The following is a 13,711-nucleotide window of genomic DNA, read 5'->3' as shown; positions in this document are numbered from 1 at the left end:
CTCAACCAGGATGAGATGATGAATCCATCGGTCAACGATGAATATGCCGAACGCGAGAAGATTGAGGTAGAGCTGCTGCTGCAGGCTATCTATCGGATGTACGGTTATGACTTTCGGAATTATGCGTATGATTACATCCGGCGCAGGATTCGACATGGCATGCAGCGGATGGGTGAGGAATCGATTGCCTCTCTCATTCCCAGAGTGCTTTATCAACCGGAGAGTATGCAGCAGCTTGTGAATTACTTCATGGTGAATGTCACGGAGATGTTTCGGGATCCTTCCATGTATTTGACCTTTCGGCAAAAGGTGGTGCCGTACCTGCGGACATACCCGCATATCCGCATCTGGCATGCGGGGTGCTCTACGGGCGAGGAGGTGCTCACCATGGCGATTGTTCTCCAAGAGGAAGGCCTGTATGACAAAGCGCGTATCTACGCAACGGATATTGATGACGATGCGCTGGAATCGGCGCAAAAAGGCATCTTTCCCTTGCGTAACATGAAGGCATACACGCAGAATTATATCCGATCCGGCGGAACGCGGGATTTTGCGGATTATTATACAGCGCAGCATGAATCGGTTATCTTTCATTCTTCATTGATGAAAAATATCGTGTTCGCCAGACATAATTTGGTGACGGACCAGTCGTTTAATGAGTTCAATGTCATTCTGTGCCGCAATGTGCTCATCTATTTCAATAGAGAGCTGCAGCACAGCGTACATCAGTTTTTTTATGAGAGTCTGGCTAAACTGGGCTTTCTGGTTCTTGGGGATAAGGAATCCATTCTGTTTAATCCCTACACCCACTGTTATGAAGCGATGGATGACAGGGAAAAGCTGTATCGAAAAATAAAGTAGAGATGACTGCAAGCTTAAAGAGGCGTTCCCAGCGGGTCAATAGGACTTGATGGAGCGCCTTTTTTTATGTGAGATCCACGGCAGGCCGTATAGAAGTGTTCTTCGCGAATGATAAGATTATGCTAGAATACCTAATTAGAATGTACAATTTATGGGTGTTTGGGTTTATATCATTTCCTAAGAAGTGGAGGGGATCACGATTCGGGTCTTAGCTATTAGTGACATTCATGGCTGTTATGATGAGTTTAATCAGTTATTGTTAGACGTTTGTTTTGATCCGGATGAAGATCGGCTCATCCTGCTTGGTGATTATGTGGACCGGGGACTGCGAAGCAAGGAAGTTGTGGAACAGGTAATGGCACTGCAAGATTGCGGAGTCATCACCCTTCGCGGGAACCATGATCAGATGATGCTGGATGCTATTCTGCTGGATACGGAGGAAGTGAATTCGCGCTGGATTCGCAACGGTGCGCGACATACAATTGAGAGTTACTGCGGCGCTGATTTCTTTGAAGGTGAAATGGAGCGGGACAAGTATAACGAGGGTAAAGCCTATATTAAGAAGCATTATGAACATCATCTCGCATTCCTCAATACACTCCGGCTATATTATGAGACAGACACCCACATCTTTGTGCATGCCGGGATTAATCCGGCTGTGGAGGATTGGAAGCAGCAGGTGCAGGATGATTTCATATGGATTCGCGACAAGTTCTATAATTATCCGACCCGTCTTCCCAAAACCGTTGTATTCGGGCATACGCCGGCCATCAACCTGCATGCATCCGAGAAGGTTTGGTTCAGTGAGGATGGAGACAAGATTGGCATTGATGGGGCATGCGTGTACGGCAAACAGCTGAACTGCCTGGAAATCAGGGAAGGAAAGGTTTACCAAACCTATTTTGTCCCGTTAAAGCAGAACCTCGAGAAATGAAAAAAACACCTTAACTCGACAAAAGGTTTTCGTCGAGTTAAGGTGTTTGCTAGTAAGACTAATAATCCCTGCTATTTCTTAGCTTATCCACCATTACAGCGGACAAAATCAATGAGATGAGACCTGAGATTATAAGTAAAAAATCAAGAATAGAGGAATAAAGATTAGTATCCTGCCAAGCAGCTGCATACTCTTATCACCACACTTACAGGGAAAATGATATCTTGGAAGTCTATCCTACATAAGAAAATTTTTCAACATGCTTCTCGTTATGCTGACTGCTATCTGTTTGGATTTTTTATGTTAGCGTGTCTAGGAACTCCTTCACTGCCTGGGTATATCCTTCCAAATCGGTAGAATGGATATCGTGGCCGCATTGTTCAAAAACGACGAGAGAAGTATGAGACCTCCGAGTTGCCATCAACTTGGCATGGGCTTCGTCCAAGGCGAAGCTTTGTTTGCCGTGAATAAGCAGGATCGGGCAAGTGGAGGCCAACCAATCCTTCCACCAGTCGCCTTTCGTATGCTGTGTAGAAACCGGAATTCCCTGAAGATCCGAACGGAAGCCCCAGCCTCTCTCATCTTCAAATACGCTTTCAGCAAAGTAATCGACATTTCTTAGGCCAATACGTAGAAGAGCCTCTTTAAGGTCGTCTAGTGTATCTGATCGTTCCGGCAGGTTCCCGATAAAGGACATGTCGACGTCAATCTCAGCCCCGATGTCTTCTACGATAACGGCTTTAACGTACTGCGGATACCGGGCGGCAAACTGGTATGCGTTGATACCTCCTAAAGAATGTCCGAGCAATGTTACCTGTTGTCCCTTTAACTCGGATGTAATCAAGGTGTGGATATCCTCCACATAACTCTCTCTTGAATAATTTTTATCCGGGGAATGCTCACTCCAGCCGTGACCGCGTTGGTCAAGCCCGATCACCCGCCAATCCGTAAACTTTGCGGCTAATTTCGTGAAGGTTTCGGCATCATTCATATGCCCATGCAGCATAAGGAGAACATTAAGACTCTCGCCACCATAATCGAGGTAGGAGAGTTTCAAATTGCCTGATTGAAAATACTTGCGTTTGGTTGATTGAATATCCTGAGCGGACTGCATATCATATCCTCCTTAGGGCAATGGAACCTATCCCATTGCTTGTTGTTTGTAGTTCAACTATAACCCATAATAGTGACAACTATTGTCATTATTAAAACAATCCATGCAGATAAGGGAATATGTTATTCTATCAAGAGAAGAAATGGGAGAGACACGTATGATGGGAGGACTTGTTTATGTTGATTATGAATGAAAAGATAAAGGCACGAGAGGTTGAACTTACCGGGTTAAACGGCGAGAGTCTGGGCATCGTCACAAGGGAAGAGGCGCTCGCACTGGCCAAGAGCCACAAAGCCGATCTGGTGTGTACCTCTTTGTTTAGCAGCCCGCCACCATGTAAGCTGGTGAGCCGGGGGCAGGCTAAGCAGGTGGCTGCGAAGGAAAAGAAAGGCCATAATGAAACATCCGGTCCAATTAAAGTGAAGGAATTCCGCTTGTCTGTACATATCGAGGAGCACGACTACGATACCAAGCTGTCACAAATGCACAAGCTGCTTGCAGCGGATAAAGCCGTGCAGCCGGTCATCCGCATTCAAGGCAAGGAGGGAGAAGCAGCCCGCAAGCTGCTTGAGCGTTTGGTCCATGATCTGGCCGAGGTCGGCAAGAAGGAGACCGGCATTCAGGTCAGCGGCAAGTTGGCTACCATTAAATTGCTGCCAATCTGATTCCTGGACCGTTTAACGGAGGGATTTTCATAAGATTTTTTGCGATTTTAAGTGACGCTTACGGTTTACTTTTTTATTTATAGATAGGATGGTGCGACAGGAGCTCCTGTTACAGAGCAAGGGTATAAGCTTGTTTTGTGATAGCCGTACCCGATAAGGCTGATATCGTGATATATCGGTAAATAGGGGTGGCACCGCGAAACCAATCTCGTCCCCAAGACTAATGTCTTGGAGACGGGATTTTTTTATTTTTTCAGGAAGTTATTCGGGATGAATTCGAAGGAGGAGCTCGGCATGATCCATGATAAGGGTTTGGGAGAAGAAACGGTGGATTTTTTGACAAGAATGGTTAAGGAAGGTATTGAAAAGGGAGGTTACCACAGAACGTGGCCACCCGCTTCCCGCCTGAGCCTAACGGCTACCTGCACATTGGCAGCGCTTATGCCATACACATCAACCATTCCATAGCAAGCCAATTTCATGGAACATTCAACCTTCGGTTTGACGATACGAATCCTCTGAAGGAGGATGTGAAATACGTACAAGCGATCCAGGAGGATATCGCGTGGCTCGGGTATACGCCGGAGGTTTTGGTACGTTCGTGACCCATTTCATATGATATACCGTCCCTCATTAGGCTTAATCCACCCAATGTATCGGATGTGACAGGGAGGGTGGCAGTTTGGTATTGGCGTCGCCCTTCGCTGCATTAAGCTGGGACTGGGTAAGGAAAATGCTGTCCGTCAGGTCAGCTCCCCTTAGATCGGCATCCCTGAGATCCGCACCGATCAGATCAGCGGCTCTCAAATCAGCTCCACTGAGATCCGCGGCGATCAGATATGCGCCTCTTAAGTTCGCGTATCTCAGGTCGGCTCCTTTCAGTTTAGCTCCGATGAGATCGGCTCCACGGCTGCCGATCTTCCGGCGGACAGGATTATCTCTGTATAAACGGCGCGCATTCTCCCGTACGAGTTCACTTGTTTGAAGGAGCAGCCGGTTCACCTCGGACCGGTGTGCTGCGATATCCAGCCGTAACAGGGATTCGGGTGGAAGCAGAGTGAACCGCTTGGTCTCGTCCAGTGCCTCTCTTAAGTTGGAATGTATCTCCTGCGCTGGCTGCAATGTCATGGCTTCGTTCAGGTACCATAACAGCTCATGAAGCTGTCGCATGACCGGGAATACATCGAACATTTCCTGTGCCGTTTCCGGAGCCTGCCTCCAATCACGGCCGTTATAGGTAACCTGCGAAACCATCTGTCCCGCTCCGAAGCAATCAAATACGGTGCAGCCTCGCATGCCGCGCTGCCTCAAGCTGCCGTGAACGCCGCAGCGAAAGTCGGATTGCAGATGGTGACAAGGCGTCCCGCCATCTTTATTCATGGCAAAGTCAACCGAGGCCGCGAAGGGCAGCGCGACGCAGCATAATCCAAAGCAGCTGCTGCAGTCGGATTGCAGATTCATACGGTTGCGTTCATTGTGAGCATGGTCTTGTCTGTCTAACATCACTTACAGGAGCTCCTTCCCAATCCAATATGTAAAGCGGTTTACATTTATATATTTATAGTAAAACATAATGATGGCCGCACCATATAAGCAAACTTGGTTATAACTGTTTTATACCATGCGAGACGATTAATATGAGGGAGCGTAAATGGGGCGTGCTATACGAATAAAGCTTAAGCTGTCAAGAAACGCGGGCAGCTTATTTGTATGTTAAATGCAAAGTTGACGGATAGTATATAATGGAATTCGTGATTTCTTATCTGAAAGCATGCAGGTTTTAAACCATTTCAGGACATATGTCCTTTCCTGAGTTCAGCCATTTCACTTTTAATAGTATACAGACCTATATATATGAAGGAGTTTGAACCATGAGGGGAATTATATTTGCATTCATTGGCGGAGCTTGCATTACACTGCAAGGCGTAGCGAATGCCCGGATCAGTCAGGATATGGGCACCTGGCAAGCCGCAACGGTAACGCAGCTGACCGGATTCATGATGGCTTTGGTTATTCTACTGTTCGTCCGGGACGGAAGCAAGCAAGGATTTGGACAGGTAAAGCCGCTTTATCTGATTGGAGGAGCCTTGGGAGCGCCCATTATATTCAGTGAAGTTACGGCCATTCAGAATATCGGTGTTACGTTAACGATATCTGCATTGTTAATAGCGCAGCTATTTTTGACTTTCCTGATCGATAGCAACGGCTGGTTCGGAGTGGTGAAGAAGAGGATGAGTTTGCCACAATTCATTGGCATCGGGATGATGATCGCTGGAGTGGTCATTATAAAATTATGATGAGGCACGGCTGGTGCCGAAGATTGGAAGGCTGGAGAGGGAGATAGAAACGTGAAGGAAATTCATAATGCAGAGCTTCTGCGAAACTTTCTGCTGAACCATGAGATGGAGTCCGTGTTTCATGAGGAGTTAATGCCTTATTTGGTGTTGTATCGCTTCGATCAGGGGGATATCATCTGCACGCAAGGAGAACCTGCCGAAATGCTGTACATCCTTGTCCAGGGGAAAATCAAAATATACACAACCTCTGCGGAAGGCAAAGCCCTCGTTCTTTCCTTCAAAACACCTCTTGAGGTGATTGGAGATATTGAATATATCCAAGGGAATCCGATGATTAATACGGTTCAAGCCGTCTCGCCCGTGTACATGATTGGCGTGCATTATCGCTGGTTACGAAAATGCGGACAGGAGCATTCGCCGCTGCTGCAATTTTTATTGCGCATCATTACACGAAAATTTTATATTAAATCCAATTTCCTAAGCTTTAATTTGCTGCATCCGGTAGAGGTGCGGTTGGCCAGTTATTTGCTGTCGGTCTCGGTGGAGGATTCGGACACGCTCAAGACAGATGATCCAACCGCATTCAACCTCACCGATATCGCGAATTTACTCGGAACCAGTTACCGTCACTTAAACCGCGTGATTTTAAAATTTAGCCAAGAGGGTCTGATTGAACGCCGCAAGGGATTCATTCTGATTAAGAATCGAGAAGCTTTGACAATTGTAGCCGGCGGCAATATTTATGAAGAGTAACACGCAACAATATGAATCATTCAGCAAGGGAGATCGAGCATGATAGCAGGATTAATATTAGCACTTATCGCAGGTTCACTGGTCAGTCTGCAAAATATCTTCAATAATAGAGTCAATGAAAAAACAGGATCATGGTCCACAACCACCTTGGTGTTAGGCATGGGCTTTGTGGCTTCATTAAGCATGAGTCTTATCGTGGAGGGTAAGGGTACGTTTAATATTCAAAATATGGAGCCGTGGTACTGGATCAGCGGTTTGATCGGTGTTGGTGTGGTGATCTGTCTCGTGCAGGCGACAAGGCTGCTGGGAGCAACGTTCGCTATTTCGATCGTCATGACCTCACAGCTCGGCTTTGCTTTGTTATGGGACTCCCTCGGCTGGTTAGGCCTGGAGAAGGTTCCCTTTACGATGAACCAACTGATCGGTGTTGTCGTTATTGTCGGAGGCATCCTGGTTTTTAAACTGGGCGGGAAACATGAGCAACAAGAGGCGGCATAAACACGCGTTGAAATGATGAGGAGGAATCCATATGAATACGGAGATTGATAAAATCGCCTGGCTTCATATCGTAGATGGAAGGATATTAACTGCTCGTTCCAAAGGCAAGGACACCTATTATCTGCCTGGAGGGAAACGCGAACCGGGAGAATCCGATATCGATACGCTGGTGAGAGAAATCGAGGAGGAGCTGTCTGTTCGAATCAACAGAAAGACGGCAGCGCGCGTCGACAGCTTTCATGCGGCCGCTCACGGTAAATTAGAGGGCGTTCAAGTAACGATGACCTGTTACACCGCGGACTATGAAGGAGAGCTGAACCCAGCTTCGGAGATTGAAGCCTTAGCTTGGTTCACTTATAAGGACAGGGAACGTGTATCCGCCGTTTGTCAGATGATTTTTGATTATTTGCATAACGAGAAGATGCTGGCTGATTAAGCCTTCAGGCAAGCTGGAACAGCATGATAATGGCATATATGAATGCCCTAAAAAAGACGCTCCGACCGGAGCGTCTTATTATATGCGGAACAAATGTTCGTTTTATGGGGCATCGAAATTAAATACTTGTATATTCGGCTTTGATATTATTAGTATAACTCAGCCCTCATTATAAGTCTATATTTTGGCAGGGAAATGCTCTATAGTTTGTAATACCCGGCCGGGAGACGTGTTAGCGCGGAAGCTTTTTACCATGCGCTGTTTGGATAGAAAGAGGGAGTCTTGTGCACATACGATTATGGGATAACAATTTAAAGGTCCGGTTGTTGGGCGAAGGGCTGTTCAATATGTTGTATTGGATGTACTTTCCCTTCATAACGGTTTATTTTGGTCAGTCTCTGGGCAATCATATCGCGGGTGTTCTAATGACGGTCCCCCCGATATTCAGCATTATCGGCAACCTGCTTGGGGGTGCCTTGGCGGATCGGTTAGGCCGACGGCCCATCATGCTGCTTGGCGCTTCGTTACAAACGCTCATGTTTGCGCTGTTTGCGCTATCGCCTTCACATTGGATGGATTATGCGGCTTTTATAGCGATTGGATTCGGCGGAGCTATCTATAGACCGGCCAGCACGGCGATGGTGGCGGATCTGGTTCCGGCACAAGAACGGCGACAAGTATTCGCCATGTTTACGACAGCCAACAATGTGGGAGCTGTACTGGGTCCGGCACTCGGGGCTGTTTTTTTCTTCCAATATCGGCAAGAGCTCTTGTGGTCCTGTTCCATCGTTCTGCTGGCATACTTCATCGCCATATACTTCATTGTTCATGAAACATTGCCAGCGTCAGCGAGAATCACAGAACGTTCAGCCTCGATTAAACATACATTCAAGGAACAATGGAGAGGCTATGGCATTATATTCAGGGATAAGGTGTTTCTGCTGTATATTTTGGCGGGGATCTTTGCGCTTGTGACGATCATGCAATTGGATATGTATCTAGCGGTGTATGTCATCCATTATGTACCTTCCCAAGCACTGATCCATTGGAACGGAAATTCGCTTATGCTGTCGAGCACAGAAATATTAGGCTGGCTGCTGGGGTATAGCGGACTATTGTTTGTCCTGTTTCTGATCCCGATCACAAAATGGTTCCATCATTGGAAGGAGCGCAACGTATTTGTCCTGTCTTCACTGTTGTCCGGAATCGGTACGTTTGCCCTTGGTTTACACACGAATATTTGGTTCCTGTTCTTTGTAACGACGGTGTTCACGTTTGGCGAAATGGTTCGTTCTCCGGTGACACAGAGCTTTATCAGCCGTTATGCTCCCGAGCATGCAAGAGGTCAGTATATGGGGGCGGACAGTTTGCAGTATACGATCGGCAGGTTTTTTGCACCGGTGACGGTATTCCTGTCCGCTTGGCTGCCGCCTATGGGAATCTTCACCATCATTCTGGCAGCAGCACTGATCAGTGCGGTGCTGTATATCCTGCTGTTCAGAATTTATGAAGAGGGCAGGGCGTAGGAAGAGAATAGTGTTTGCAAAAGGGAGCCAGCCCGGTTGTATCACAGCCGTGAGCTTGCTCCCTTAAACATACAAACAATTATATTTACAAACCGATGGTCGGTATATATAATAAAAATACAGAATATTCAAATTGGAGGTGAAGGAGATGGTACCATTAGCAGCCATGCTGGTTTCGCTTATATTGTTTCGGACGCTGGGCTGGGCAGGGTGGGATTACATGAATGATTGGGTGATTTCCCTGCGGTTTGCGGTTGCCATCATGTTTTTGGTAGCCGCATCGGCGCATTGGGGCAGACTTCGAGGTGATCTGATTGCCATGATGCCGCCAAGAATACCGAATGCCCAGATCCTGATCAGTCTTACAGGTATTCTTGAGATTGCGGGTGCGATTTTGCTTCTCATCCCGGCAACTGCGATGGCTGCGTCAACAGGGCTGGCACTAATGCTCCTGGCTATGTTTCCCGCCAACATATATGCGGCCCAGAAGAAGCTGACACTTGGGGGCAAACCGGTCACTCCAATCGGAGCGAGAACGATTATGCAAATGCTGTTCCTTGCTGCGGCTCTAGCAGCAGGATGGCTTCCGCCCCAGGGGTAACCCATCGAGAAGAAGGAGGATTCCAGATGAAGCAGGAAGAACGGCGCGAGCAGACCAAGCGGATATTGCTTGAATCCACGGAAGAACTGATAAGGGAGAAAGGCTGCAGCCAAACGACGCTTAATGACATAATGAAACGGTCCGGCATGTCCAAAGGAGCCATTTTTCATTATGTATCCAGTAAAGACGAACTGTTTGTCCATGTATTGAAAGCCAGGCTTGCGGAACAGAACGAGCATTTCATGAGCGAAGTGAACAAGCAAGGGGACATCAAGGAATTTGATGGTCCGATGAATACCATCATAAACAGCATGTCGAGCCTGGAAAGCCGGGATGACGTAAGCAACCTCATCTTGATGTACCTTATCGGCAAAAGCGATCAGCCCGAGATCGCTGACATCGTTGCGGGCTTCTATAAGGAAGCCACGGCCACCTCCAAGCAGTGGATTGTAACAGGCCAGGAGGCAGGTGTTATCACCGATACAATTGATGCTGAACGGACAGCCGAGCTGTTCGAGCTGTTATCCTTCGGGCTGCGGATGCGGGGACTGATCGGAGTGAAGGGAAATGTATTCAGTACCAAGGAATATTCGGATTTTATAACCGACATTCTGCGGCCCGGGAACAAAGAGGGAGGCAGGGAAGGCCTATGACATTGTGGTTATTTCTTCACATCGCCGGATGCGTGCTGTTCCTGGGCAATATTATCACGGCAGCTTTCTGGAAAGTGAGGGCAGACCTGAAGGGGGATCCAACGGAAATCCATCATACGGTCAAAAATGTTATGCTAGCCGATTATGTGTTTACCTTGCCAGGCTTGCTGCTGCTGATTATTTCTGGAGTCGTTATGTCTGTACAGGCGGGATATGGAATGGGTGGAATGAGCTGGCTGGCGGTCTCTTTGATCCTGTTCGGCATCACAGGCATATTGTGGGCAGGGATTTTGATACCACTGCAAAAAGGAATGATTCGCCTTAGTCTGGAATCGATAGGCGGCGGAGTTATTTCCGATAGATACAAGAGAGTGTCGATGTATTGGGCGGTAGGCGGGACGGCAGCAACACTACTGCCGGTAATCATCTTGTACTTGATGATCAGCAAGCCTTTTTGAATCAAGAAGGACGGTCGCCTTGGTGACGGTCCTTCTTTTTAGTTGAGGATTAAATGGCAATCAGCTGCACTTGATTGACCGAGCGCCGACAGATGTTCCGGACCGCATCACGTAGTGGCGTCAGTTCCTCTTGCGGCTTCTCAAGCCAGCGAATATTTGGTAATAGACGGCATACGATTAGGCGAGAAAGCTTGCGAAGAGGGAGGATGCTGATATGTCCGCTTACAATGAGCAGCAGTTGGTGCAGGCGGTTAAGGCCAAATTGCCTAACGGCGCAGAACTGGTAGGGAAGGATGCATCGGGTGCGCATGAAGCCGTTTATGCAGCTGACATTACGGGAGATCGGGTGCCTGAAATTGCGGGAGTATATCGATTAAACGGTGAACTTTATGTAATGGTCCTCATGCACCATCAGGGAGGCTGGGAAGTCGTTGCCAATGTGAAGGGACAGGGATATGGCGTCACTTTAATGACGGCCGCACCGGTGCTGGGTCATAACGTAAACCAGTTGATCATAGGCTGGCAGATTGGCGCCATCTGGTCTAAGCAGTCGATATATGCCTGGACACCGGAGGGGCTGAAGGATGCAGCACCCGCGGATATGACCTACAGCCATATCGATATCGTTGATTTGCCAAGTTCGATCGGGACGGATGGTCAGGCTGAAATCGCGCTGTGGATTCATGATACAGGCGAAGCTTACCGGGTTGAGGTCGTTAGATGGAATCATGGGGCGTTTGAAGCTGCACCGGACGCTTATCCGTATTATTTTCCCGCCGTAGTGGGTTACTACGAGAGGCTGACCCAGGAACACCCGGATTATTCATTCTATTGGTATTATCTGGCGGATGCGCAGTATCGTGCGGGAATGCCGGAAGCTGGGCTGAAGTCCGTCCGTAAGGCACTCTCTTTTGCAGAGCCATACCCTGAGCGCCATACGCTGCTTGAGCTTGAGCGCCGGATTCAGGAGATGCTGGCTGGAAGAGGAGAGGCACAGCTGGGTTCCCGGTTATACCTGGCATCTGTGAAGACAACGAGTGGAACCCGATGGGGATACATTAACCATAGCGGCGAGATGGTGATTCATCCGGTATATGATGATGCACAGGATTTTCAGGATAACGGTCTTGCAATCGTAAGTGCACACGGCAGCTATGGTGTCATTGATAGAAGCGCCCATTATGTTGTGCAGCCCCAATATCAGTCCATCAGTCCTTTCTCGGAGCATCGCGCGACGGTCATGGATGGTCAAGGCTTTAAGATGATTAACGAACAAGGGGTAATTCTGACAAGTCGGGCGTATCCATACATTGCAGAACTGCGTGAAGGTAGGGCCGTGTTCTATGTTACCGATCATAGCAGCGGTGATGGGGATAACAGCCGTTACGGCTACCTTGATGCCGATGGTCATGAGGTGATTCCTGCTCGGTACGCGGACGCGAATGATTTTGTTGATGGTAAAGCTGTTGTGAAGTTAAAAGATGATAATTATGCGCTCATTGATCTTCATGGACGGAAACTGGCCACGTATCACTTTGCCTATGTCGGACCGCTTGGCGAGGGCTTGCTTGCCTTTCAGAAGGAGAGCACGGGCAAATATGGCTACATCGATGAGCAGGGGGAAATCGTCATTCCGCCGACCTATACATCGGCATTTCCGTTTCACGATGGCAGAGCTATTGTAAATACAGCTGAAGATTACAAGTCGAAGTATGGCGTCATCAATAGACAGGGGACCTGGGTGATCCATCCGGAATACAATGATATTCGGGATTTAACGGAAGAACGGTTTGCGCTCGGGCGCGCGATTGATCCTGAACAGCCTTTCATCGGCTCGATATATGCGATTGCAGATTGGGACGGGAAGCAGCTATCTGACTTTACGTATCGCGATATCTCCGACTACAAGCACGGTTTGGCCTCCGTGTATGATGCGAAGCAAACGTATTTGATTGACCGTACCGGCAAACCTGCGCCGGGTTTTCCCCGAGTGAACGGCAGCGGTACGCTTACGCTGGAACCCGGAGGGTTGATTAAGGCATTGGTCGATCTGCGTCTATCCTATCTGGACCGGTCGGGACGTATCGTCTGGGCGCAGAATACCGTTATTCCGCTGCAGCGGCCTTATCAGGTAACAGAAGAGAAGTATAAGCCGAATCCGGATTATCTGGTCTATTATCCGCAGGTCACAGGAATGAGAGACCAAGGGACTCAGCAAGCCGTGAATACCAAGCTGAAGGATATGTCTGGGGTGAAGCCGATTCCTGCCGATAAGAAGCTGGATTATTCCTATTCCGGTGATTTCGACGTAATTTTCTTTAAGCAGAAGCTGCTTGAAATGGAGCTGAACGGATATCATTATCCTTTTGGAGCCGCCCATGGCATGCCAACCAAAGTGTATGCCGTGATCAACTTGGAGAATGGCAGCATGTACAGCTTGAAGGATTTGTTTAAACCGGGCAGTGATTATCTCGCAGAGCTCAGCCGAATCGTTGGCAAGCAGATTAAGGAAGATCCCCAATATTCGTATGTATTCCCCGGCAGTTATACGGGAATCGCCGCAGACCAGCCCTTCTATGTGACAGAGAATGCCCTTCATCTGGTGTTTGCACCGTATGAGATCGGCCCCTATGCCGCAGGTTTTCCCACTTTCACGATTCCTTTTGTTCAGATTAAAGACATCCTCAATACGGAAGGCGAGTTCTGGAAGGCGTTTCATTCCTGATGCTGAGCACGGAGAAGGTGAACCGGATCTTGTATAAAAGCGTCGAAGAGCTCGGTTTGATCAGAACCGGGCTCTTTAGCTTGTGCAAATGCAAATATGTTATCATACTGCCTTGCAATGGCACTATTCTATTTGGGACAAAGCTGTTACATTATATGAATACAAAACAATAGTAGAGTAGAGGTGTTTG

14 protein-coding genes and 1 pseudogene are annotated in these 13,711 nt (G+C 48.0%); 13 read left to right on the top strand and 2 right to left on the bottom strand.

The genetic code is table 11. The features are described 5' to 3' along the window. Positions 1–15: 15 nt before the first annotated feature. Complete coding sequence (locus B9D94_RS16245) at positions 16–861, top strand: CheR family methyltransferase (RefSeq protein WP_148247502.1); 846 nt, start codon at positions 16–18, stop codon at positions 859–861. 256 nt (positions 862–1,117) lie between these two features. Beyond that, positions 1,118–1,795 (top strand): metallophosphoesterase family protein, encoded by a 678-nt coding sequence (locus B9D94_RS16240; protein ID WP_253806171.1) that lies wholly within the window; start codon positions 1,118–1,120, stop codon positions 1,793–1,795. A gap of 298 nt (positions 1,796–2,093) precedes the next feature. Here the strand turns inward: B9D94_RS16240 and B9D94_RS16235 are convergent, their stop codons facing one another. Continuing rightward, entirely contained in the window at positions 2,094–2,909 is an 816-nt protein-coding gene (locus tag B9D94_RS16235; protein ID WP_148247501.1) for an alpha/beta fold hydrolase, read from the bottom strand. A gap of 176 nt (positions 2,910–3,085) precedes the next feature. On the opposite strand from B9D94_RS16235, the gene infC reads away from it, so the two are divergent. Both infC and B9D94_RS16225 read left to right on the top strand, forming a co-directional pair. Beyond that, positions 3,086–3,574, top strand: coding sequence for a translation initiation factor IF-3 (gene infC / locus B9D94_RS16230; RefSeq protein ID WP_148247500.1), 489 nt, complete (start codon positions 3,086–3,088; stop codon positions 3,572–3,574). A gap of 294 nt (positions 3,575–3,868) precedes the next feature. Beyond that, a pseudogene (locus tag B9D94_RS16225) lies at positions 3,869–4,152 on the top strand (glutamate--tRNA ligase family protein); the annotation flags it as partial. 61 nt (positions 4,153–4,213) lie between these two features. Here the strand turns inward: B9D94_RS16225 and B9D94_RS16220 are convergent. Next, the gene (locus tag B9D94_RS16220; protein ID WP_148247499.1) at positions 4,214–5,077 is read right to left on the bottom strand and encodes a pentapeptide repeat-containing protein; all 864 of its coding nucleotides are present in this window, start codon (positions 5,075–5,077) and stop codon (positions 4,214–4,216) included. Positions 5,078–5,445: 368 nt separating this feature from the next. Between B9D94_RS16220 and B9D94_RS16215 the strand changes: the two genes are divergently transcribed. The 9 genes from B9D94_RS16215 (at position 5,446) to B9D94_RS16175 (ending at position 13,521) form a co-directional block, all read left to right on the top strand. Continuing rightward, positions 5,446–5,871, top strand: coding sequence for a DMT family transporter (locus B9D94_RS16215; protein ID WP_006209895.1), 426 nt, complete (start codon positions 5,446–5,448; stop codon positions 5,869–5,871). 51 nt (positions 5,872–5,922) lie between these two features. Further along, a complete protein-coding gene (locus B9D94_RS16210) occupies positions 5,923–6,624 on the top strand; it encodes a Crp/Fnr family transcriptional regulator (RefSeq protein WP_148247498.1) in 702 nt (233 codons plus the stop codon). Between the two features lie 39 nt (positions 6,625–6,663). Further along, on the top strand, positions 6,664–7,122 hold the full coding sequence (locus tag B9D94_RS16205; protein WP_006209898.1) for a DMT family transporter: 459 nt from the start codon (positions 6,664–6,666) through the stop codon (positions 7,120–7,122). A 31-nt stretch (positions 7,123–7,153) separates the two neighbouring features. Further along, entirely contained in the window at positions 7,154–7,558 is a 405-nt protein-coding gene (locus B9D94_RS16200; protein WP_036638322.1) for an NUDIX hydrolase, read from the top strand. Positions 7,559–7,842: 284 nt separating this feature from the next. Then, positions 7,843–9,084, top strand: a complete 1,242-nt coding sequence (locus B9D94_RS16195) for an MDR family MFS transporter (RefSeq protein ID WP_148247497.1) — start codon at positions 7,843–7,845, stop codon at positions 9,082–9,084. 148 nt (positions 9,085–9,232) lie between these two features. Further along, a complete protein-coding gene (locus tag B9D94_RS16190; protein ID WP_148247496.1) occupies positions 9,233–9,685 on the top strand; it encodes a DoxX family protein in 453 nt (150 codons plus the stop codon). A 26-nt stretch (positions 9,686–9,711) separates the two neighbouring features. Continuing rightward, on the top strand, positions 9,712–10,338 hold the full coding sequence (locus B9D94_RS16185) for a TetR/AcrR family transcriptional regulator (RefSeq protein ID WP_006209902.1): 627 nt from the start codon (positions 9,712–9,714) through the stop codon (positions 10,336–10,338). Then, positions 10,335–10,796: a DUF2269 family protein gene (locus tag B9D94_RS16180; RefSeq protein ID WP_006209903.1), complete on the top strand. Its 462-nt coding sequence runs from the start codon at positions 10,335–10,337 to the stop codon at positions 10,794–10,796. Before B9D94_RS16185 ends, B9D94_RS16180 begins: the two co-directional genes overlap by 4 nt. Positions 10,797–11,010: 214 nt before the next feature. Beyond that, entirely contained in the window at positions 11,011–13,521 is a 2,511-nt protein-coding gene (locus B9D94_RS16175; protein WP_148247495.1) for a WG repeat-containing protein, read from the top strand. Positions 13,522–13,711: the final 190 nt, after the last annotated feature.

It is taken from the genome of Paenibacillus sp. Cedars, assembly GCF_003184205.1.
In the GTDB taxonomy this organism is placed as follows: Bacteria; Bacillota; Bacilli; order Paenibacillales; family Paenibacillaceae; genus Paenibacillus_AQ; species Paenibacillus_AQ glucanolyticus.
This window is presented reverse-complemented; position numbering and strand designations above follow the sequence as displayed.